The 22,926-nt window shown below is 37.9% G+C and carries 18 protein-coding genes and 1 pseudogene; 9 read left to right on the top strand and 10 right to left on the bottom strand.

Annotation, left to right across the window (positions count from 1 at the left end; translation table 11 throughout):
* A partial coding sequence (gene pilL2, locus SLS51_RS09430) for a PFGI-1 class ICE element type IV pilus protein PilL2 (protein ID WP_323837672.1) occupies positions 1 to 848 on the bottom strand: 848 nt, incomplete at its 3' end.
* 654 nt (positions 849 to 1,502) lie between these two features.
* Here pilL2 and SLS51_RS09425 point away from each other — a divergent pair.
* Both SLS51_RS09425 and SLS51_RS09420 read left to right on the top strand, forming a co-directional pair.
* Positions 1,503 to 1,847, top strand: coding sequence for a type II toxin-antitoxin system RelE/ParE family toxin (locus SLS51_RS09425; RefSeq protein ID WP_439126858.1), 345 nt, complete (start codon positions 1,503 to 1,505; stop codon positions 1,845 to 1,847).
* Positions 1,848 to 1,850: 3 nt separating this feature from the next.
* On the top strand, positions 1,851 to 2,168 hold the full coding sequence (locus SLS51_RS09420; RefSeq protein ID WP_110092019.1) for an addiction module antidote protein: 318 nt from the start codon (positions 1,851 to 1,853) through the stop codon (positions 2,166 to 2,168).
* Between the two features lie 86 nt (positions 2,169 to 2,254).
* Here the strand turns inward: SLS51_RS09420 and SLS51_RS09415 are convergent.
* Together SLS51_RS09415 and SLS51_RS09410 are read right to left on the bottom strand one after the other, a co-directional pair.
* Positions 2,255 to 3,456 (bottom strand): annotated as a pseudogene (locus SLS51_RS09415) (IS256 family transposase).
* A 168-nt stretch (positions 3,457 to 3,624) separates the two neighbouring features.
* Positions 3,625 to 4,245 (bottom strand): TetR/AcrR family transcriptional regulator, encoded by a 621-nt coding sequence (locus SLS51_RS09410; RefSeq protein WP_323837668.1) that lies wholly within the window; start codon positions 4,243 to 4,245, stop codon positions 3,625 to 3,627.
* A 140-nt stretch (positions 4,246 to 4,385) separates the two neighbouring features.
* On the opposite strand from SLS51_RS09410, the gene SLS51_RS09405 reads away from it, so the two are divergent.
* Together SLS51_RS09405 and SLS51_RS09400 are read left to right on the top strand one after the other, a co-directional pair.
* Complete coding sequence (locus tag SLS51_RS09405) at positions 4,386 to 5,630, top strand: Tm-1-like ATP-binding domain-containing protein (protein ID WP_323837666.1); 1,245 nt, start codon at positions 4,386 to 4,388, stop codon at positions 5,628 to 5,630.
* Complete coding sequence (locus tag SLS51_RS09400) at positions 5,614 to 6,444, top strand: phosphoenolpyruvate hydrolase family protein (protein WP_323837664.1); 831 nt, start codon at positions 5,614 to 5,616, stop codon at positions 6,442 to 6,444. Before SLS51_RS09405 ends, SLS51_RS09400 begins: the two co-directional genes overlap by 17 nt.
* A 506-nt stretch (positions 6,445 to 6,950) precedes the next feature.
* Here the strand turns inward: SLS51_RS09400 and SLS51_RS09395 are convergent.
* The 7 genes from SLS51_RS09395 to SLS51_RS09365 form a co-directional block, all read right to left on the bottom strand.
* On the bottom strand, positions 6,951 to 8,291 hold the full coding sequence (locus tag SLS51_RS09395; RefSeq protein ID WP_323837662.1) for an MFS transporter: 1,341 nt from the start codon (positions 8,289 to 8,291) through the stop codon (positions 6,951 to 6,953).
* 66 nt (positions 8,292 to 8,357) lie between these two features.
* A complete protein-coding gene (locus SLS51_RS09390) occupies positions 8,358 to 9,305 on the bottom strand; it encodes a TauD/TfdA dioxygenase family protein (protein ID WP_323837660.1) in 948 nt (315 codons plus the stop codon).
* Positions 9,306 to 9,339: 34 nt separating this feature from the next.
* A complete protein-coding gene (locus SLS51_RS09385) occupies positions 9,340 to 10,551 on the bottom strand; it encodes an MFS transporter (protein ID WP_323837658.1) in 1,212 nt (403 codons plus the stop codon).
* A gap of 169 nt (positions 10,552 to 10,720) precedes the next feature.
* Entirely contained in the window at positions 10,721 to 11,905 is a 1,185-nt protein-coding gene (locus tag SLS51_RS09380; RefSeq protein ID WP_323837656.1) for a CaiB/BaiF CoA transferase family protein, read from the bottom strand.
* 316 nt (positions 11,906 to 12,221) lie between these two features.
* Positions 12,222 to 12,707, bottom strand: coding sequence for a hypothetical protein (locus tag SLS51_RS09375; protein WP_323837654.1), 486 nt, complete (start codon positions 12,705 to 12,707; stop codon positions 12,222 to 12,224).
* On the bottom strand, positions 12,700 to 13,908 hold the full coding sequence (locus SLS51_RS09370) for an aromatic ring-hydroxylating dioxygenase subunit alpha (protein WP_323837652.1): 1,209 nt from the start codon (positions 13,906 to 13,908) through the stop codon (positions 12,700 to 12,702). Before SLS51_RS09370 ends, SLS51_RS09375 begins: the two co-directional genes overlap by 8 nt.
* A 10-nt stretch (positions 13,909 to 13,918) precedes the next feature.
* Positions 13,919 to 15,013, bottom strand: coding sequence for a cupin domain-containing protein (locus tag SLS51_RS09365; protein ID WP_323837650.1), 1,095 nt, complete (start codon positions 15,011 to 15,013; stop codon positions 13,919 to 13,921).
* A gap of 2,302 nt (positions 15,014 to 17,315) precedes the next feature.
* Between SLS51_RS09365 and SLS51_RS09355 the strand changes: the two genes are divergently transcribed.
* The 5 genes from SLS51_RS09355 to SLS51_RS09335 all read left to right on the top strand — a co-directional run bounded on the left by SLS51_RS09355 (position 17,316) and on the right by SLS51_RS09335 (position 22,901).
* A complete protein-coding gene (locus SLS51_RS09355) occupies positions 17,316 to 17,822 on the top strand; it encodes a fimbrial protein (protein WP_323837648.1) in 507 nt (168 codons plus the stop codon).
* Positions 17,823 to 17,888: 66 nt separating this feature from the next.
* Complete coding sequence (locus tag SLS51_RS09350; protein ID WP_323837646.1) at positions 17,889 to 18,557, top strand: fimbrial biogenesis chaperone; 669 nt, start codon at positions 17,889 to 17,891, stop codon at positions 18,555 to 18,557.
* 23 nt (positions 18,558 to 18,580) lie between these two features.
* On the top strand, positions 18,581 to 21,061 hold the full coding sequence (locus tag SLS51_RS09345) for a fimbria/pilus outer membrane usher protein (RefSeq protein WP_323837644.1): 2,481 nt from the start codon (positions 18,581 to 18,583) through the stop codon (positions 21,059 to 21,061).
* Positions 21,062 to 21,089: 28 nt separating this feature from the next.
* Positions 21,090 to 22,112 (top strand): fimbrial protein, encoded by a 1,023-nt coding sequence (locus SLS51_RS09340; protein WP_323837642.1) that lies wholly within the window; start codon positions 21,090 to 21,092, stop codon positions 22,110 to 22,112.
* A 45-nt stretch (positions 22,113 to 22,157) separates the two neighbouring features.
* On the top strand, positions 22,158 to 22,901 hold the full coding sequence (locus SLS51_RS09335) for a 4'-phosphopantetheinyl transferase family protein (protein WP_323837640.1): 744 nt from the start codon (positions 22,158 to 22,160) through the stop codon (positions 22,899 to 22,901).
* Positions 22,902 to 22,926 lie beyond the last annotated feature (25 nt).

The following is a 22,926-nucleotide window of genomic DNA, read 5'->3' as shown; positions in this document are numbered from 1 at the left end:
CACACCACTACCCAATGTCCCCCTACCGGGCAATCCGTTGTATTAGCCCACCGCTCCAACGTTCCACGCAAAGTGGTTCCTGTTTCCGCACGCCAGATGTTGCCTATCGGTGCCGTTGTCACGGGTGTACTGCCGCTGAGTAAGGATTTAACGGGCTGAGTGGGCAATACAGAAGAAATGGCAGTAGGTTTTCCTCCTGTCACAGGAATTTTAGGGGTATCTGTTTTTGGTCTTTCAGCTATCGGAGGCTTCACCGGTAACGGAGTGGCTAATGTGCTGTTGGACAATGTAGGTGCCGGTACCCGCATTTTTGGCGGTGTTATCCGGCCAACAGTCGTCTCGGAAAACTGACGATATTCATCACGTAAAACAAAACACACTTCACGATTCACCTCATCTACCCGGATACGCCATGCTAGCCCGACAACAATCTGTAACGCTTCACTGAGCCGTATCGGCCCAATTTTGCGTTGAATAGCCGGTAATGGTCTACCTATCAATTTAACGAAATGGGTTGCGGTGGTATCACACAGCGAATAACCGGTTCCAAATAGCAAATAACGCAATCCATCACCAATGCGTTGCACCAACGGTACTGGCATGGTGATATTGATGATTTGATTGAGGGGTTCACGCTGCGCAGCCTGGCTGGCTACACTCACCAAGGTATAGCGATCATAGCGTGTAACTTCCGATGTCAGAGAATAGATATCGGATACGGCGGGACGTGCCTGATGAGAATGGTGAAAACTTACACCGGACGCGGTAGCCTCCTGAGTTTGTCCGGCACACCCAGCCAATACCATGACGAGCACCCAACTGAGTGAGAAAAAAACAGGATTTTTCATGAGCATTCCCATGCAGGTGATCTTAAATGCGGCTTACTGTGCGGGGATCCGGGACTGTGCTCAACGTAGAACTCTTTTTGCAAAATCAAAAAAAACGCACCAATCGAAATTAGTGCTTCAGATGAGTCAATTTGTCAGAGTTAAACGTTTTTGCAGTGTGCTACTGGCCGGATCGAGGAACGGATGCAAGTAAATTTTGAAGTGGTGATAGCTTATCTGACTAAGAATTTGTTCCGCATCGGCAGCATTCTGAAACCAAAGATGCTTAGCCTGTAAATCGGCAACAAGCTCCCCGGTGAGCGATACGGCTTTGGATAGAGGGTATCAGGCACGATTAGCCGTCATTCCTGAAGAAGAAAAAGAGGCAAAAAAGCCCACTAACATCCCTTAAGGGAACATTGCAAGCGTTGTTAAGACTAATTACGCCTTATGTAGATTTTATCAACGCATTTTGACACTTTTGTCAGATTCACATAGGGGGGTTATCCTCGGCGAATACAGATAAGCGATGTAATCATAAGAGCTTTTAGTGGAGGACTACACTTTCATATTTTGTGGACTTAATGAAGAGTTGGGGGTGCAGAAGCGCCGCAGATGGGGCACGCTATTGGTGTGGGAGGAAAATAAAGTTTCATCCCAATGTATAGAATAGATATGATAGCTACAGTTGACACATTGAAGCATGATAACTATAGTTATCACATGATAGAACTCATCAAAACAGACTTTTTTGACCGCTGGCTTCGTAATCTTCGTGATGCACGGGCCAAAGCGAGGATCGAAACACGAATCAGGCGCTTGAGCCTCGGAAATCCAGGTGATGTGAAACCTGTAGGTGAAGGTATTTCAGAAATGAGGATAGACTATGGCCCAGGATACAGAGTCTACTTCATGGCTAAAGGCCCGATTGTCATTGTGCTGCTGTGTGGTGGAGACAAAGGCAGCCAATCCCACGATATTAAATTGGCAAAAACCATTGCCACGCAATGGAAGGAGTAACCGATGAAAAGCCAAAAAGTAAAGTTCAGCCGCTACGATACTGCAGACTATCTCCAAACAGAAGAAGATATTGCAGCATATCTGGAGGCCGTGATGGAAGATGGTGATCCTTCCCTTATTGCGGCTGCTTTGGGTGACATAGCACGAGCCCGTAACATCAGCCAATTAGCAAGAGATGTTGGAATGAGCCGAGAAGGGCTTTACAAGGCCCTTTCTGGCGAAGGAAATCCTACATTTACGACAATCACAAAAGTTGCTAACGCCTTAGGACTACGTTTTACTATACAACCCATTAGTACACCGGCAACGCACACTCAATAGGATGAAACTTTATTTTCCCCCAACAATTGAACTAATTCTTGATGGAAGGAGGGCGTTCAGAATTCTGTGTCACGTTAATTTAGCGGTTACAACGTTATCACATTATCCAAACGCCCTTCAAAATAAATATAGAGTTGCGACAGCGTTAGATTCCAGCTCTGTATTGGCATTGTCCATTTTTCCTGTGCATTGAGAAGCCCCAGATAAAGCAGTTTCATCAGACTGTTTTCGTTCGGGAACGCCCCTTTCGTTTTTGTCAGTTTCCTGAACTGACGGTGGACTGACTCGATGGCATTGGTTGTGTAAATCACCTTGCGGATGCCCGCCGGATAGCGGAAATAACCCGACAGGTTACCCCACTTACGACGCCAGCTCTGGATGACTACCGGATACTGTTGACTCCATTTCGCATCCGTTCGTCCAGCGCGCTTTCTGCTGCGTCTTTTGAGACCGCACGATACACGGGTTTCAGATCAGCCATGAAGGCTTTGTGGTGCTTTGAAGCTACGTATTTGATGGAGTTACGGATCTGGTGAATGACGCACAGCTGCACCTCCGTTTGCGGGTATATGCTGTTGATCGCTTCCGGGAAGCCTGTCAGGCCATCAACGCAGGCGATGAGAATATCTTTCAGTCCGCGGTTTTGCAGGTCTGTCAGCACGGATAGCCAGAAGTTTGCGCCTTCGTTTTCAGACAGATACAACCCAAGGACTTCCTTTTTTCCCTCAAGATTGAGCGCCAGTACGGTATAGACAGCCTTACTCACGTAACGACCCTCCTCACGGATTTTGTAATGGATGGCGTCCAGCCAGATAAAGGGATAAATGGCTTCCAGCGGGCGCTGCTGCCACTGTTTTAACTCGGGAATGACCTTGTCTGTCACAGCGCTGATGGTGGCACCAGAGACGCTGAAGGCGTATAGGTCTTCAATTTCCCGGCTGATATCGGTGTAGCTCATCCCGAGGGCAAACAGGCGGATAATCTTCCGCTCTATCTCGTCTGATAACGTGGTCTGGTGCTTTTTAACCAGTTGGGGCTCAAAAGTCCCATTACGATCCCGTGGTGTAGCCAGTTCAAAGTTACCGGTCGGGGCTTTAATGGTCTTTTTGGTGGAACCATTCTTCCTGTTGGCCTCAAGGTCATTAGCCAGATAGGAATCAAGTTCGGCAGCCAGAGCGGCTTCAGTAAGCTGCTTAATCAATGGGGTCAGGATGCCATTCTTACCGGTCAGTGCCTGACCCTCCTGAAGCGCTTTCAGGGCTTTGTCGAAATCGAAAGATTGAGTCATTTATCATTCCTTTTTGAGATATATTACTGGAATGACACAGAATTTCTAACACTCCCTATTCCTACCGCGACCATAACCACTCACAAAATACCCAGGCCCATACACCAAAAGAAACTTTTACCGGGCCTCATGCCCGGTTTACCCTTATGTTAAAAAATGGTCTTCTGATTACTTTAACTCCTCATTAATGGCCTGCCGAACAATCAACTTTGCGGCCCAACTCGTTAAATTGATGATTTCATCATTTTCTAAACCAAAAGTGTCTTTCAGAATAGTCATAGCCTCTGTACCATATAAAACTGAAATCAACATAATAATCTTATGTATTGTGTCATCTTTAAGCTGACCTTTTAGAGGCGCTAACGCCGTAGAAAGTGTCTCTTTACGGTTACTTTTTTTCTTCAAAACAGGTCGTTTGTGGTTATCTTCACCGGATAAAGATTCCTGCCAGCGTAACTGAGAAATGCGTAAAGCATCCCTCATCAGTGCCTCATTGGCTTCTATTTCTTCATAACCCCATCGTAATAATTTCTCGATATTTTCCTCTGCATCATCGCCCATAGGGGGGATAACGAATGATCCAATGACTTGTTTTACAACATATTCGACAAAATCACTGTGGGTTGAAAAGTAGCTGCGCAACGTGACCTTCGCATATTCAGCTTCATTAGCAATCTCTTCAGGAGACGGAAATTTTTTTTCACGATATAACTTCAGAGCTGAATGAGTGATACGTTCCAGGGTACGACGCCGGACTGGTGACAGATTTTTTTCATCAAACAGAATCATTTAATCCCCTTAAAATTTTAACCGTATAGCATTCACAGTAATAAATATCACTAATGATAAAAAATAACTTGAATGTTGTAAAATATTACAATAGGTTTACATTCGTCGTTGAACTGGGTATGCCACATAGGGTGAACACTATGACGCGATTTGTGGTTGTCGTTGGCACAGCAGACACAAAACTGGACGAGCTGGTCTGGTTGAAATATTGTTTACGCCTCGCAGGCGTGGATTCAATCATCATTGATGTGTCTACATCAATTCCTGGGAAAAATCATCAGAATAAAAAGATAGATATTCATTCACTTCAGGTGGCTGAGTATCATCCCGCCGGCGCTGATCCCGTTTTTTGTGGCGTGCGGAATAAAGCGATAACCGCGATGTCTGTCGCCCTCACGAATTTTCTGAACAGTTCAATCGACGATATCGCGGGGGTGATTGGTATCGGAGGCTCAGGTGGAACAGCGCTGATTACGCCGGCTATGCAAAGCCTGCCGATCGGTTTGCCTAAAATCATGGTATCAACTATGGCATCGGGGAATGTCTCAGCCTACGTCAGGGACAGCGATATTGCCATGCTTTATACGGTAACCGATCTCAACGGACTCAACCGTATTTCCCGTTCAGTCTTGTCTAATGCTGCAAATATGATGGCGGGCTCTGTCAATTATTTTACGCCATTGGCTGATATTCATAAACCCGCTTTAGGGTTAACGATGTTTGGTATGACGACGCCGTGCATTAATCAACTCACTACTGAGTTAAATACTCAATACGATTGCCTCGCTTTTCATGCTACCGGCAATGGTGGAACAAGCATGGAGAAATTAGCTAAGGACGGCGAATTGGTTTGTGTTTTAGATATTACATTAACAGAAATTGCCGATCTGTTATTTGGGGGTGTTTTGGGTTGTCCTGACACACGGTTAGACGTCATTGCAAAAAAAAATATTCCGTGGATCGGCAGTGCTGGTGCTTTGGACATGGTTAACTTTGGTGCAAAGGACACGGTTCCAGAACGCTACAGCAACAGACTGTTTTTTGAGCATAATTCTCAGGTGACATTGATGCGAACCACACCTGAAGAAAACTATCAGCTTGGTATCTGGATAGGGAACAAACTGAATAAGTGTAATGGACCTATTCGATTCATTATTCCTGAAGGCGGATTCTCTGCGCTAGATTACCCTGAACAACCTTTTTATTTACCTGTATCAACACAGGCTTTCTGTCATGGATTAAAAAAAACAATAAAACAAACAGAATTGCGAAAAGTTATAAAAACACCTTTTCACATCAATTCACCACAATTTTGTGCTCTTGTAATACAACAATTCAAGGAAATTATAGGACTCCAGGGAATTCCTCATGAAGAAAAAATATAATCAGATTATTGAAACTCTAAAACAAAAAGTCGAACGTAACGAAACTATTATTGGGGCGAGTGCAGGTAGTGGTCTTTCGGCGCGTTGCGAGGAAGCAGGAGGGGCCGACCTCATTGTCGTATATAATTCCGGCCGCTTCAGAATGGCTGGCAGAGGATCATTGGCCGGATTAATGCCATACGGTAATGCAAATGAAATTGTCAGAGAAATGGGTAATGAAATATTACCGATAGTTAAGGAAACACCTGTATTGGCGGGTGTCTGTGGTACTGATCCATTCTGTAATTTATCTCTTTTCCTGGATGAACTGAAGGCACAAGGTTTTGCTGGTATTCAGAACTTCCCAACGGTAGGACTTATTGATGGAAAGTTTAGAAAAAACCTGGAAGAAACAGGCATGAGCTATGCACTGGAGGTGAAGCTAATCCGCCTGGCACATGAAAAAGGAATGATGACCACGCCTTATGTTTTCAATGCAAAAGAAGCTGAGGCTATGGTACAAGCAGGTGCTGATATCATCGTCGTACATCTGGGGCTAACCACAGGCGGTGATATTAATGCTAATACATCATATGATCTGAAATCTTGTATACCAATCATTAACGCTTGTGCTTCGGCAGCTAAAACTATCCGAAATGACATTATTACTTTGTGTCACGGCGGCCCAATTTCGGAACCAGAAGATGTCGCCTACATTATGGCTCATTGTCCCAATTGTCATGGGTTCTATGGAGCGAGTTCAATGGAGCGTTTGCCAACAGAACAAGCCATCAAACACACGGTCCAGAAATTTAAAGAAATTAATCGGAGTTAGTAAGAATTATACTTAAGCTATGTGGAAACTTAGTACTGCAACCGTAATATCTGTTACGGTATGACGACGCATTGTTTTCTTTTGCTCAAAATACGGGAAGATGCCATCCCCAGCCAACACATGCCTGTCTGGCTCCCTTATTTCTCCTGCCAGTCCGCAACACTTCCGCAATAACTGAAACCGTCGATCATGATTGATACTGAGTGTGTGTCAGTACGGAAATGAAAGAAACGATCCAGTTGTTCTCTCCTATTCCCTTGATTGATGTATCTTACTCATTCTTAATTAACCTGAGGTTAATTAATTAGTAGCAATGAATAGTGAATAGTGAAAATTTATTGTCTAAAAAATAATTTTTTCTTTTTAGTGGACAATATGTTGATTTATAGAAAACCTCCTCAATCGAGTAAAATAATAAAATTGATAATATAACATGATATTATCAAGTTAGACTTTTTTAAAACACCATATTTCATCAAGTTTAATCTATCTAAATGAAATATAATTTATGATGAAAATGTTTTAATTTTTTTATTATTTAATACTATAAGTAAACTAAGTAATGAAACAGATGCAATAGCAGATGGAATGAATAAAGTCATAAGTACCCCTCGATAGCCTAATCCTAATTGCATGAGCCATGCTCCAAACATCGCACCTAATATCCCTCCTGCACGACCAATTCCAAGCATCCATGATACGCCTGTAGCTCTAGAGGTTGTAGGGTAATGAAGTGTAGCTATTGTTCCCATCGATGCTTGTGCGCTGTTCATTGTCGTTCCGGCTAAGAGGATTAATATTCCTAAACTGATCATATTATCAACATACCCTATAGAGAAGAGCAAAATACCCGTCATAAGATAGTTAAATGATACTATCTTATGAGGAGATAGCTTATCCATGATAATTCCTGATATTATCGTCCCAATTCCACCACCTAAAGGAAATAAAGCAGTTAAAATAGTTGCATAACTTAATTCAAAACCAGAGTCTTTGATAAGTATAGGCATCCAATTTGTGACAACATAGAATATTAATAATCCCATAAAATATGCGTTCCAAAGAAGCAAGGTTGATGATAAATATTTATGGGATAAAATTTCATTAATAGGTTTAATTTTTTGTTTTTCGATAAAGTTTAATCTTGAAAAATCTATTTTATTATAATTTTCACCAGCTATTTCTTTGCAAATTTTCTTTACTTTTTCTTCTGATTTGTTTTTATTAATCAAGAATAAAACTGATTCTGGAAGAATGAAAATAAGTGGGAAAACTAAAAGTATAGGGATAACTCCGCCAATAACTAGCATACTCTCCCAACCAAACTTGGGAATCATAAAGGAGCCAATAATACCTCCCATAGCTGCTCCGAAGGGAAACCCACAAAATACCGAGTTAACCATAAGTGACTTTCTATTTTCGGGCGCATATTCAGAAATCAATGTCAAAGCATTAGACATAGCAGCTCCAATACCTATTCCAGTTAATAAACGCCAGAATGATAATTGGTAGACAGTTGTAGAAAATATCGTTGCAATACTAAACATTCCAAACATGAAAACAGAAATTACAACAACAGGTTTCCGCCCTAATTTGTCTGATATAGGACCTGATGTTACAGCTCCCATAGATAAACCAACCAATGCTGAACTCATAGCAATTCCAAGATCTGTTTTTGAAATCCTCCAATTATCAACAATAGCAGGAGAAATATAACCGATCAGAGCAGTATCGAAACCATCTAAAATAAGAATGCTCAAACATAAAAATAATATTTTGATGTGCAAAGATGATATCTTTGCACATCTAATTGTGTCTTGGACACTCAACTTTAGTGTAGAATTCATTTTATTAACCAATACATCAGGTGAAAAGCAAAAAGGGACTTTAAGCGTCCCTTTGTTAAGTTAGGACTAACTTTCAATTTCGAATTGACGTTTAGCACGGCGTGAATCATTATGGTTATATGCTGGTACTTTAAATTTACGCAATTGTTCAGGACTTACAGGTTCCGACTCACTAATTGGTTGATCACCTCCAATAGTCACCCGCTCCATATATCGGCGATTGGGATAGTAATCATGAACAGCAGCATGCTGTACAGAGCGATTATCCCACATTACTAACATGTTTGGTTTCCAGTGGTGCCTATATTGATATTCAAGTACCGATGTTGTATTAAATAATTGTGTCAGTAGCGCATCACTATCTCGTTGATCCATATTTCTTATATAACGAGTGTAATTTTGGTTAACAAATAGAGTTTTCTTTTTCGTTTTTGGATGAATTCGAACAACTGGATGGGCGATTGGAGGATATTCCAACTCTTTCTTTTGCAATAATTTTTTACCTTCTTCTGTGTCTGGAAAAAGATATTTATACGATGAAAAGTCATGTATAGCTTCCAATCCTCGGATGAAATCTTGAGTTTTTATTGAAAGAAAATCATAAGCAGTTGTCATACTGCTAAAACAAGTATCACCACCTATTTCAGGAACAATTCTTGAATAGAGCATTGTAGCCATAGGGGGGCAAAGCTTATATGTTTCATCCGAATGCCAGCGATCTGTTAATACAGGTGGATTACCACTCTTATAATCAAATACTATTAACTCTGGATTTTTTTCACTGTTCTCCGCAAAAGGATGTACAGTTAACTGGCCAAAATATCTCCCTATACGCATTAAATCTTCTGATGTGAGATCTTGATCTGGAAATACCAATACTTCATGTTCTTCAAGATCTGATTCAATGGTTTTTATTATATCTTCATTTAATGGCTCATTTAGTTTGATATCACGTATTTCTGCACAAAAGTATGGAGTTAGTTTACGTATGGTATATTTAATTTTATCACTCATTTTGTTTTATCTCCAAAATTATCACTTACAGATTTTAAACTTTATTTTTTATCACTTTATTTACTATTGGTCTTTTTATTGCTGAAATAAACAGGATGATTGAACACATCATCATAGGAAGAAATACATAACTTGGATTTCCTGAAATATCCCATGATAAACCACTAATTACTGGTGTTATAACTGCACAAGTATAACCAATTGTTAACATTAGTGAAGTAGATCTATGTACCTCATGTGGCTCGCTAATCATACTAGGTAGGCCTAACATTAGTATTAAAACGATAGCAGAAAAAAAACCGATGAATGCTGAACTAATAACTATATATTCAGTACCAAAGTACATAATGCTGCTAAAGGATGCAATTAATCCTATTCCTGATATCAAATATGGATATCGTAGTTTTGCTACAGTGGCTCCTGTCATCATAAGAATAATAGAAGCAGGAATTTGTCCTAAATTTAAAGCAACCAAAGAAATAGATGTTAAATCCTCAAAATTAGTTTCATGTAAGTAACGTGGAATAAAAAAATTGGTTGCAAAATATGTTGCATTTACACATCCCATCATTAATCCTAACTTCCATAATATAATGTTATTCCATTCTGGAACCCACTTTAAATTTTTATTTATCGATATTATTTCATGTTTATTTTTAGGTGCTAATTTGTATATAAAAATTGCAATTATTAATGTTATCGCAGCCCAAAAAACATATGTAAGTCGCCAAGATCCCAAAATAGGTAATAAAATAGATTTTGTCACTGCAACAGGAATAACCTCTCCTCCAAGAAGAAGGCCATTAACATAAATAGCCGTCGCAATCACAATATGTTTTGGAAACCAATCCTTCACAATAGAAGGTAATGCAGGTTGCATAAAAGCAACTCCCAACCCTGTTATCATTGTCGCCATATACATGATAATTATATCATCGGCGGCTCCACGGAATGCAGAACCTAAACTGGTAATCAGTAAACCAAGGATAAGAGTCTTTATTGCACTCGTCCTTGCAATTAATAGAGAGCCTAGAATTGCGGTACCTGCAAATAATACTGCTGGCAATCCAGAAATAATCCCAACTTGAGTTTCAGTTAAATTTAGATCATGATGAATATCAGAAATGATTGGTGGGGTAGCCAATATTGTCAAACGAGTTCCCGCACCAGCTAGCCATAATAAAAATAGCCTTATAAAAGATTTTATTGACCAAAAACTATATATTTCAGTGTACGTTGCATTCATTGTCTCATCTCTATGAATTAAATATATTTATACCCGTCATCTTTCAAGTTGCTTCTTTGTTGGCTGCACTCTCTCACCCCGGTCACATAGTTATCTATGCTCCCGGGGATTCGTTCCCTTGCCGCCGCGATCCATCTTGAAATCCATTGGGTATATTATCTTATTGTTTCTAGATAACCTCTATTTTGCGAAACGATGCAATTTCATCATTATCAAAACCAAGGAAATTTTTTAATAAACTTTCCGTGTGTTGCCCATGTTCTGGCGCAGGATGACGTACGGTATCAAAGTCAGAGAAAGCGCTTAGATGCATGGGTTGACCTACCAGAGTCAAATCGCCTAATAATGGGTGCTTAATAGAACATTTCATCTTCAAATACTGAATTTGCGGATCGGACATAGCTTGTGCTATATCATAGATGTAACCACTTGGTATCCCATTCTCATTTAGAATTTGTATTAGTTGTTTACTCTCGAATTTCCGTGTTACAGATTGAATTTCATCCATAAGCTGCTTTCTGTTTTTTGAACGATTATTGATATCTGAATATTGAGGATTCAAATAAACTTCGTCTATATCAAGTAGATGACATAACTTTTTGAATTTTTCATCTTCTGCCGCCGCAATATTTATTTCACTATCCTTAGTTCTTACGACACCAGTAGGCATTAATGTCGGGTGGTCATTTCCCATAAGTTCAGGTGTTTTACCATCTGCAAGCCATCGAGCAACTTGGAAGTCCATAATAGCTAAAGTTGATTCAAGAAGTGAAGTATATACCCACTGCCCTTCACCTGTTTTTTCTCGATGATATAGTGCCAGTAAAACTGCCTGAGCTAGATTCATGCCTGAGCTAATATCAGCAATAGCAATACCAGTCCTGAGTGCACCGCTTTCTTGAGTACCTGTCACAGACATAAGTCCTGACATGCCTTGTACTATTTGATCAACAGCTGGTCGAGAACTATAAGGACCATTTTGCCCAAAGCCACTAATACTGCCACATATAATACGAGGATTAATTTTTTTCAAAGATTCATAATCGACACCTAAACGAAACTTAACTTCAGGCCTAAAATTTTCAAGCACGATATCAGCCTTACGAACCAAACGCTGGAGAATCCCTTGTCCTTGCTCTGTTTTCAAATTAACTGATAAACTTTTTTTATTTCTATGAAGGTTTTGGTAATCAAAACCTTCACGAGTGCCTCCCATACTGTCACCTTTATCGGTAGGTTCCTCAATCTTGATAATTTCGGCTCCCCAGTCACCCAGTAGTCGTGATGTGACTGGGCCAGCCCTATGCCGCGTTAAATCAACAACAACAATTCCTGATAATGGTAAAGCCGACATTCTGCACCTCATTATTGTGATTTAAATCACAATCAATGTAATTAAGTTTAGTAATTTCAATGTGCTTTATAGTCAAGACCAACTGTTAATCTGATATTTCCCTTTTCAGGATCACAACAAATTTCCACTATAGAAATAATACCTATTTCTTTGATGCTGTGAATATTTTTTATCAAAAAAAACCTCACTTCTCAAAGAAACCCAAAAACCAAAAATGGTCTTGCTCATGTCTACATCTTTCGGAGAAAGAATTCCCAAAATTGATGCAAAATGTAGGATAAAAAATTCATTCTCATTTAATTATATAGAATGCAACTTAGATCGGATACACAATTGAATCTGTAATAATATCTGCTGTGCAAATACAGAGACGTTCTTTAAATAAAGCAGCACCACTTTTATATTCGATAATATCCTTAGTTATACCACTTACTAGCAACTTATTTTCTTGACCACATATGCTTTCATGAATTGTAAATATTGTTTCTGTATTGGCTAAGATTTTCTGTCCACAGTGTTCGAGTTTTGTCAATAATATATTAGATGTTATCCTTTGTTGTACTCTGTCTCTAAAGTAAATTGACCCAGATAAAGCGGATGCACGATCTATGAGCATCTTCTTTCCTTCACAAAAAACAAAGCATAGATCCCATCCATTATCTATATTCTGTTTTGACGTAATTCGGTATATACAATCATCCGTAAAATATGATGCCCAATTATCTAATATTTTTGAGTCTAAATTTTTGTTGTATAAGCTATACAATCTATTGATTGTAAACCAAATTTTATAATCATCCAAGATTCATAACTCCTCGGTAATATTTATAAAATCCACGGATAGCCGCTTCTGTCATCATGTGGTCTTCACTTGACTCACCAACACTAGCTTCTAAAACGATTTCGGAGTCTGGCATGCTTTTAGCCCCTTCTTGGGTTACAGCCAAAATCTCATTATCATCTATGGTAACCAATCCTGAAGGACCGAGTAGGTTTGCTTGAAATAATCTCCGTTTCGTCAACTCCTCGGATTCATTTTCATAGCCAAAAAAAGTCCAAATTTTAATACAACTATCTGTACCATCAGGGATAACATGACGCATAGCTAAGCAATTGAGTTGTTGCAGCAGGATGAGATTTGGAAAAACAGTCATAATTGCGCCTGTACCATGGTCATATTCATGCTGATGCTCGATGATTCTCGGATCTAAAAGTGATAGCTCTGTTTTTGTCCCTGCATTTTTTTCAATTTCAGCTTTGGTGAAAGAGGCTGTTGACACTAATACACTGCTTTTACCAGAAGAACAAACTTTTACACTAGTTTTTTGATCTGAACGCCAAATACCGAAGTTTTTAAAAAATGAGTGCAGAAGTGCTGCATGAAATGGATCTTTTACATTTTCAATTTGAAGTTTCCAATTACAATTAACTCTATGCTGCATTTTCCCAATAACTTTTAGTTTCCTACCATCACAAACACGATCAAAGTATGAAAGCATGACCGGGTCTAAATATGTTTCAAATGGTTCAATATCATATGAAAAACTAGCAAATATAACACCATGTCTCTCAGTCACATTAAGAGCTTGCAAACCATGTTCTTCAGGATGGAAAAATTCAGACATTCCACCTTTTCCATTAATACCTTTTCTAAAAGGCATCCCAGCTAAGTTACCTTCTAAACTAAATGCCCACTCATGATAAGGACATACAAGTAGCTTAGTATTACCCTGAAGGTTATGGCAGATCTTTGCTCCTCTGTGGGGACAACGGTTTACAAATACACGCAATATTCCTTTTCTATCACGGATTAAAATGACAGGAATCTTTCCCACAAATGTTTGTATATAGTCACCAAAATTTTCAACTTCTGAAGAAAGCCCAACATAATTCCATGTGTTTCCCAGAAAAATATTTTTAATTTCTTGTTCATATATCTGGTTACATGTATAAATTTTGGAGGGCACCCTTCGGGTGCCTTCTTTCGCCCATCGAAGGTTCATTAACCAACTCCTAGGATTCGTTTTCTACTGCACTACTTTCGTATACTGTTAAATCAGCGATACGTGACATTACCGTCATTAACATAGCCCAGCCTTTATTTTGTATCTCAAATAAAGGTTTTCCATCTTCAATATTGTAGTTAGATATGAATTCATAGCCCATACGTACATGTTCATCATCTAGAATACTATGAACGTCAAAGTGAGCTTTATAAGTAGTATCATTCATTACAGGTTTAATATGTTTGTAGAAGAAAGTAGCTGAAGCTTCAACCACCAAATGAACTAAAACAACTTTTTCTAATTCACTTGCTGTTATCATTTTATAAGCGAACCATGAGCTTGCGGCTTCAAGAACTGGATCAAATACAGGTTCAAAATCTATACGGTTATTTTTGATATCACGATTATGTCCAAACTCTTCTTCTAGATGGGACATTGTAAGTTCTTCAAAAGCCTCGTTGTGTAATGTTGCAGCACGAGTTAACACCATTTTCTGAAAATAGTCAGACCACACTTGGAAACAATCGAGAAATCTTTTCTTTGCTTGTGTTTTTTTTAATAGCCCACGATTTACTAAAGCAAAAAGTTTATGTTTATCGAAACGTTCCATATAAATCTCATTACGAGAAAATAATTGTTCCGCAATTGTAGTACCCAAATTTTTATTAACTTGCTCAGGAAGGAAAGTTGCCCAAGGGTCAGTAAAATCCTCGTAAAGGCCACGAGAATCGAATTGAATGGATAATCCCCAAAAACCATCGGGGTAACCACCTTTGAAACCGTGGAGACGACCAGGTGGCACTAAAAGCGCATCACCTGCTTCCATAGCTGTTTGTATCTCCCCTGTTGATTCAGCAGAACCTTCACAGAGCAAAATCATTGATTCTACTGGATGCATATGTGGTTCTAATTCTTCACCTGCTTCAAGACGAACCCATGCCATGGATATACGGTTATCATCTGGTAAAAAATCGATCAATTGGTTATTTTTCATGAAATCTTTTACGTGTCCTAACCAATGTTCCATACCATTCACTTCAATAGTGCGAATCGATGGAATATGATCTCGTTTTACTAATGTAACTTTAGATAATTTTTTCATTTTTTATTCTCTATAATTGTTAAGGCGAGAGCATGAATGCTTATTTATCATCCAACAATTAGGTTCACATTTTTATAAAAAACTTAGTTTAAAAATAGCTCAGAATAAAATGTCATTTCAAAAAAATAAATGATCATTATATCTACACTGCTTAATTATAATTATACTTTACTATAATTTAGGTGATAATTCCCCCACCTTGCAATAACAGTTTTTTATATTTTTAACGCCCAAATTAAGAGTAGTTAAATAAATTTTAATTGTTAACCATTTTATGGTAAAAAATATTTATTTTTTTGACACCAGTCACATTTTTCATCAAATGAAAATTAATCACTTGTTTTTCACAATACTATTTTCACCACTATTTTTTATGTTTATTACTATTAACTTTGAATTATAGTTTACGTAATTTATTTTATAAATTAATAAAAAAATAAAATAATTTCATTAATTTATTTTTGAAATTTAATGAATATTTATACCCAATGGATTTCAAGATGGATCGCGACGGCAAGGGAGAGAATCCCCGGGAGCATAGATAACTATGTGACTGGGGAGACTGGGGAGACTGGGGAATAGTGTAGGCCTTCCCAATCAGCGCCTAGTCCCGACACAAACGCATTATTGACAATACATCCTTTGCTTTTCAGCAAATAAGGCAAAGCAAAATAGCTACGCGGAGGAAAACAGCGTAAATACTTCCCCCATACTCCACCAGATTTGACTGTGGGAAATGGCGTTATGTAATCGCTATCACCATTTCATATGGATAACAAACAGGCCCCTGATGATATTTCAGCAATTAGGATAATCATCGTGTAGCGAAAAATAACATCCGTTGAAATAACAACATTGCCGCTGAAAGAAGCTAACAAAAAATATGTCCATTGTCAGCAATATAACCAAAACAGAATTGTGTTACCTCTACCTGATAGAACACCTTTATGTCCCATCACTACAACTCAGGTATCTGGAAAATTAGCCTTATTAACCTCAATACCTTCCATGACTTAATTTTTCATTACGTGACTTACTACTATTTCGATATCAGCATGCTAAATGTCCACATCAGATAACAGGGGTTGACATCTTGTTAACACAGTTGTTCCAGCCCGATTAATTCCTTCTCTGACTAAAACTGTGATTAATGATTTTGATGATAAAATATACAGACACATCGATAGCAATAGAATATCCGAATTAATAATAAGACAAAAATGAATCAATTTGTCTAATTTATATAATGATGAAAAATGAGACATTAAATAAACATCATTATTATTTCTTGGTTGAATTAACTCAATCAAACGATTAATTTAATCTTATAACGTAATGAAATAGAAAGAAATTTTTATTAATTGTAAAAAAAATACAATTTTTTTGTTGAAGTTGTTGAAAAAGATCATATTTTAGTTAATACTATTTTCCGTCGAGTGAGAATAAAACTAAAGCAAAGACGAAACTCTGAATTGGAATTCAACTTAAAATCCGAAGAAAAATAAGAAGAAATTTTCGTTATCTTAATCGCGGTTAAGATGGCAATTTACCCGATCGTATTAATATCGTTAATACGACGGCATTACATATTGCGATTTTCCCAATCAGAATATTCACTTTCTTTGAGTAAGATACTAGTGTGTTAAGTAGCTATAGATTACTATTGTTAATATCGTTATTGAATCTCCATTTCAATAAAAATAGTGAAGATAAGTTTATCCATATGTGCTATACACTTTACCTATAAGCGTTTTTCACTGTTATTAGCAGTACTTTACAAGAATTTTGCTATCAATATGGTACTTATCATGCTATAGCATTACAAGCATTTAAATAGAAATAAGAATCATTATTAGCAACACGAATAAGCTTACAATAATAGATGATATCTCAGAGAAAAAACCATTCTTTTCTATATCAAAAATCAATATCAGAAATTTATTATCAACAATATGAATATAAATACACAGACTATAACATGGTAGGAAACAATGACTAAATTAGGATAAACTAAAGATATATGAAAAAAATGGTTAAAAATGCGATTGCATTATATACCCTATGGATTTCAAGATGCATCGCGGCGGCAAGGGAACGAATCCCCGGGAGCATAGATAACGATGTGACCGGGGTGAGTGAGTGCAGCCAACAAAGAGGCGGCTTGAAAGATGACGGGTATATACTATGATAAAAATGACTTCAATGATATTATCAACCATTAAACTATCCTAATGGTCAGATATATATCTTTATTGTATAGACAAGACTAAAAAACATATTTATTAAGGTAAGGTATTTTTAAATGAAAAAGAATTTTATTTTGGCTTCTTTAGTGACGGTATTAGCAGTTTTCAGTAGTTTCAGTGCGTTATCTTATGATGGAACAATTAAATTCCGAGGTACTATTCTTGAGAACGGCTGTACTATTAGCAGCGGAAAAGATCAAGAAGTTGATTTTGGTAAAATACCAAAAGAAAGATTTAAGAACACAACGGGAACCACCGCGGCTGCTCAGTCATTTAAAATTGATTTAACCAATTGCCCCGGTTCAGATATAGATATCCAATTTTTCGGTACTCAAGACTCCAATGATAATACTCTGTACTCTTCAGGAGTTTCCGGCGTCGGTATTCAACTGACTAAAAATAATAATACAACTAAAATAAATGCTAACAGCAAAGTATCTGGTTATACAATCACAAAAGGAAGTACCAGCATCCCTCTTATAGCAAAATTACAATCAACCAATACTACAATAGGTCATGGTACTATTAATGCAGACGTAAACTTCACACTTATATATCCATAAAACCAGTTAAATATTTTATTGAAGTTAACTTATAACAAAATATTATTTATAACCAAAGGAGTAAAAATGCTTCGCTTTATTACTCCCTTTTTACTTATCTTTTTTATGGGACAAGTACAAGCAGGGATTACTTTAGGCGGAACTCGCCTGATCTATAATGGCTCACAAAAAGAAGCCACGATTTCTATCACCAACTCGGATACAGAAAGACCTTATCTTGTACAGTCGTGGGTAGATAATATCGATAACAGTCAAAATAAAGTACCGTTCGTTATTACACCGCCATTGTTTAAGATGTCGAAAGAGAGCGAACACCAGATCCGTGTTTCATATATCGGCAATCATCTGCCTGCGGATCGGGAGTCGATATTTTTACTTAATGTCAATGCGATCCCGGCCGTTGAAAAAAATGACAATAGCAAGATGATCATCACGATAAAAAATATTATCAAATTGATTTATCGTCCATCCGGGTTATCTGATAACGAGGCTAATGATGCCATTAATCGTTTGGCAGCATCACGTAATGCCCATGGTGTTCAATTAACTAACCCCACGGCTTATTACGTTAATCTTAATGAGATGAAAATTAACGGAACATTAATACCTAAACCCGGATTTATTCCCCCTTTTAGTCATAAGGTATTTTCAACCAAAAATGGCATAAAAAGCGTAACTCTGACTGCTATCAATGATTACGGTGGCACAACAGAAGAGCGCCAGTTTAATTTCTGATAATATTGTCTGATGAGTGTATTGTGAAAAAAATAATTAGCTTTGCTTTAATGATTTGTTGTTTATCGTTGCCAGCATATGCAGAGCTGTATTTCGACATCAATGCATTACAATTATCAGACGAAGACAGAGAAAATATTAATCTGGAGAGTCTGGCAAAAACGGACGCCCATATTCCAGGTATCTATAAAGTTAACGTTATCGTCAATAAAAGGGATATTGGCATTAAAAGCCTATCCTTTATTGACTGTGGTGAGAAACTTTGTCCTGAATTATCTATCCGTTTACTGAAAGAAATCGGGGTAAAAATAGCAAGCTTCCCAGAATTAGCATCACTTGCTGAACAAGAAATCATTTCTCAACCTGAGAAATATATTAAACAAGCGTCAGCAGAACTGGATTTAAGTGCTCTTACGCTGATGTTGAATTTTCCGCAAGCGGCCATGCAATCGCAAATCAGGGGAGATATCTCCCCTGAGCAGTGGGATGATGGTCTGCCTATGTTTTTCACCAATTATCATCTGACAGGAATGCAATCCTGGAATAAAAATCAAAGTGAACAGAATCAATATCTGAATTTACGTAGTGGCTTTAATTTAGGTCCGTGGCGAATTCGTCATAATAGTTACTACAACCATACGGGTACAACATCTGAATGGCAATCGCTTAAAGCCTATGCTGAACGGGATATTCGCCCATTAAGATCTCGTCTGGTATTGGGTGAAACATCCACCGATAGCATGGTATTCGATAGTTTCACGTTTAATGGCATTAAATTGATGTCTGATAGCCAAATGTTGCCAGATAGCCAGCAGGGGTTTGCACCTGTTGTCCGCGGTATTGCCATGACTCACGCAAGAGTAGAAGTGCACCAAAAAGATAATATTATTTATCAGACTTTTGTTCCACCAGGCGCTTTTGAAATTACTGATATTTACCCCAGTAACCTGAATGGTGATCTGGAAATATCTATTTATGAAGAAAATGGCAATATCAGAAAATTTACTCAGCCCTTTGCTGCCTCACCATTAATGATCCGTGCCGGCCAAATGAAATATTTTGCTAATATCGGTAAATTCAGCGGTGGTAAACAGGCCAGTAAAAAAAGATTTATTCAGACAGAAGCTATTTATGGGTTATGGGATAGCACCACCATTTATGGTGGAGTGATTATTTCTTCTGACTATCAAAGCCATGCATTAGGTTTAGGGCATAATCTGGGAAAAATGGGTGCGGTATCAATCGATGTCACCAATGCAGCAACCCATTTCTCAAACGGAGAAAAGAAAACCGGACAATCTTATCAGATACGCTACAGTAAAGGTTTTACTGAAACCAATACAACGGTGACATTAGCCGGTTATCGCTACAATACCAATGGTTATTACAGCTTTAGCGATGCCAACAATAACGACCCATTTACTGATCATAGCAGAAATAGTGCGCCTAAAAACCGGATGCAAATAACGATGGGCCAAAACTTAGGACAATATGGTAATCTTTCATTATCGGCCTGGCAGCAAGATTATTGGCAAGATAAAACCCGTAAGAATCAGTCATATTCTATGTCCTATAATACCAATATTCATGATATCTCTTTATCATTAAGCTACAATTATCATCGTAATCGCTCAAGTATTAATAATGATCAAGTTTTTTCATTCAATATCAGTATTCCTCTGGATAAATGGCTGCCATCAGATAATCACAGCGCATCGGTAGATTATGATACCGCTTATAATACCAACGGTAGCAGCCAGCATTCAATGACATTATCCGGCTCTTTACTGGAACAACAAAATCTGAACTATATGATTTCCCAAGATTACAGCTACGAAAAATCAGAGAAAGAAAAACAATCAGGTAATGCCGCCAGTTTATATTACCGAGGTTCATATGGTTCTATTAATGTAGGTTATACCACCGATCATAGAAAAAATCAGCGGGTTAATTATGGATTAGAGGGTGCCATTATTGCTCATCCCTATGGCGTGACTCTGGCGCAAAATATTAGCGAAAGCGGCGCCAGTGCTTTAATTCGTGCCCCCGGGGCAACCAATGCCAAGGTACTGAATAATACCTCTATCAGTACAGATTGGCGGGGATATACCATTGTGCCTTATATATCGCAATATCGGGAAAATATGTTATCCCTTGATACCAATACATTCGGTGATGACGTAGATATTGATAATCCAACCACTAAGGTTATTCCAACCAAAGGAGCTTTGGTATTGGCGGATTATTCTATTCGTGTTGGTCATCGAGTATTTTTAACTTTACAACATCACGGTAAGAAACTCCCATTCGGCACGATAATTACAGGCCCAAATAGTGTCAATGGCATGGTGAATGAAAAGGGTGAAGTTTTCCTCAGTGGTGTGAGTGACACAGCAAAATTAACCGCCGATTTAGGCGATAAACAGAGCTGTCATATTCAATTCGATAGTAAATTATATCAAAAAATTAATGGTATTATTCTGACTTCATTACGTTGTCAGTAATTAAGTACAAATATCAACAGGAATATATATGAAACGATATTTATGGTTATTAATTTATCCTCTATTTTTACTAAGTAGCTATAATTCATACGCTGACTGTGAATTAGCCCCAAGAGCAAAAATTGCCAACTTAGCATTTAATTTAAATAATTTTAAACTGAGTTTTAATACAGATAATACGAAAAGTATTTATGTAACAACTTTCAGTGCTGCCCAGATAGCTAATGAAATGGGTATTAGTGTAAAAGACCCGATTTTTTCATGTGATGAAGACAATGTATCACTAATGTTTGGTGACAGTGTTCTCCACGGAGTGGAATCAATTAAAACTCCACATGGTTCAGGAGGATTAGAAATAATCCCAAATAGGTTATACTTATATTTTACTATCTCAGGGGGAAAAATCGGTGAAAGAGGATATCCTCAAACAGATGGTTCTAATTACTCATATAATCTGGGAACAAGAAGAAACATTACCTGGGAAGATATAGGCGGTATTAGTATCTATCTTTATAAAACAGGAGCAATTGATATACCAAAAACATTCTCTAATGGCATAATGTTTAAATTAGTAGCATTAGGGAGAAGAAGTACAAATTTAATATCAATAAGGCATTCAGGTTTATATAGATTTAAGGCTACTGGCTGTATGACAACAGCCTCAACACCGAAAGTAGATTTTGGTAATATTCCCAGTTATTTATTTAAAGGAAAAGGAACAACTGCTGGTCATGCTGATTTTAATATCGGTATTGAATGTACAGAAAAAATTAAACCTACAATTAAATTTTCAGCAAGAACAATCAGTGGCACACCAGAGAGTATTATTCAATTAAACAGAGCTAATGCAACAAATACAGCAAAAGGGGTTGGTGTGCAAATCTTATATATGGGAACTCCTATTCCTATTGGGAAACCATTTGTTGTCGGTTATTCTAACAGGGATTATCGTTATAATTTACCTTTCACTGCCCGCTATTACCAAACCGATGATAGAATAACAGGCGGAAAAGCTAACGCTGCAGCACATTTTACCGTTCAATATGAGTGATATTCAGTATAAACTGGACAATATTTCCTTATCTGGATAATTAACATGGAACAGACAGTTATACACACCAATCAAGCATTACTGCCAGAATATGACAACGGATTTATCACTCAAATCGAGTATGGAACGGTTGTTAAACACCCCCAAGTGCATTTCTGGCATGCCCGCTTTGATCTTTCACATTATCACGATGAACTCTTCAATCAATTAAATCTCCCCTTCCCTGCTACATTAGCTAAAGCCGTTAAGAAACGACGGGCTGAATATCTGGCAGCACGTTATTGTGCCAGACAACTTTTAGCACAATTAGGGCAACCCGCATTTAATTTGATCTCTGGTCATGATCGCGCCCCAATCTGGCCGCAGAATATTTGTGGTTCTGTTTCTCATTCATCTCATTGTGCAATTGTGCTGGCTGCACCGCAAACTCATAACCGATTAATTGGTGTCGATATAGAAGCTATCGTCGATCGTCAAAATATAGATGAAATCACAAAAATGATTGTGAATGACAAGGAAATTCAACTTCTGAAACATTGTCATTTACCACTTGAACAAGCATTTACCCTTGCCTTCTCCGTAAAAGAGAGTTTGTATAAAGCACTTTATCCACAAGTAAAACGGTTCTTTGGCTTTGAAGCGGCTGAAATTATTGCCCTATCCCTAGAAGATAATGAAATAACATTAGCGCTGCGGGAAACCCTCACCCCTCATTATCCGGCAGGTACACTATTTCGTGGGCAATTTATTATCTACCCACAGGAAATATTAACGCTAATTATTCAATAACCAAAATCGATAATTGCTGATTCTA

This window comes from Photorhabdus africana (assembly GCF_035181445.1).
Lineage (GTDB): Bacteria > Pseudomonadota > Gammaproteobacteria > Enterobacterales > Enterobacteriaceae > Photorhabdus > Photorhabdus laumondii.
This window is presented reverse-complemented; position numbering and strand designations above follow the sequence as displayed.

Excerpts from the sequence above, each read along its gene's own strand:
- SLS51_RS09350 (WP_323837646.1), top strand. The coding sequence starts at position 17,889 with ATGCTTCGCTTTATTACTCCCTTTTTACTTATCTTTTTTATGGGACAA.
- SLS51_RS09335 (WP_323837640.1), top strand. The coding sequence starts at position 22,158 with ATGGAACAGACAGTTATACACACCAATCAAGCATTACTGCCAGAATAT.
- SLS51_RS09410 (WP_323837668.1), bottom strand. The coding sequence starts at position 4,245 with ATGATTCTGTTTGATGAAAAAAATCTGTCACCAGTCCGGCGTCGTACC.
- SLS51_RS09340 (WP_323837642.1), top strand. The coding sequence starts at position 21,090 with ATGAAACGATATTTATGGTTATTAATTTATCCTCTATTTTTACTAAGT.
- SLS51_RS09390 (WP_323837660.1), bottom strand. The coding sequence starts at position 9,305 with ATGAGTGATAAAATTAAATATACCATACGTAAACTAACTCCATACTTT.
- SLS51_RS09425 (WP_439126858.1), top strand. The coding sequence starts at position 1,503 with ATGATAGCTACAGTTGACACATTGAAGCATGATAACTATAGTTATCAC.
- SLS51_RS09380 (WP_323837656.1), bottom strand. The coding sequence starts at position 11,905 with ATGTCGGCTTTACCATTATCAGGAATTGTTGTTGTTGATTTAACGCGG.
- SLS51_RS09370 (WP_323837652.1), bottom strand. The coding sequence starts at position 13,908 with ATGAACCTTCGATGGGCGAAAGAAGGCACCCGAAGGGTGCCCTCCAAA.
- SLS51_RS09355 (WP_323837648.1), top strand. The coding sequence starts at position 17,316 with ATGAAAAAGAATTTTATTTTGGCTTCTTTAGTGACGGTATTAGCAGTT.
- SLS51_RS09365 (WP_323837650.1), bottom strand. The coding sequence starts at position 15,013 with ATGAAAAAATTATCTAAAGTTACATTAGTAAAACGAGATCATATTCCA.
- SLS51_RS09400 (WP_323837664.1), top strand. The coding sequence starts at position 5,614 with ATGAAGAAAAAATATAATCAGATTATTGAAACTCTAAAACAAAAAGTC.
- SLS51_RS09420 (WP_110092019.1), top strand. The coding sequence starts at position 1,851 with ATGAAAAGCCAAAAAGTAAAGTTCAGCCGCTACGATACTGCAGACTAT.
- SLS51_RS09395 (WP_323837662.1), bottom strand. The coding sequence starts at position 8,291 with ATGAATTCTACACTAAAGTTGAGTGTCCAAGACACAATTAGATGTGCA.
- SLS51_RS09385 (WP_323837658.1), bottom strand. The coding sequence starts at position 10,551 with ATGAATGCAACGTACACTGAAATATATAGTTTTTGGTCAATAAAATCT.
- SLS51_RS09405 (WP_323837666.1), top strand. The coding sequence starts at position 4,386 with ATGACGCGATTTGTGGTTGTCGTTGGCACAGCAGACACAAAACTGGAC.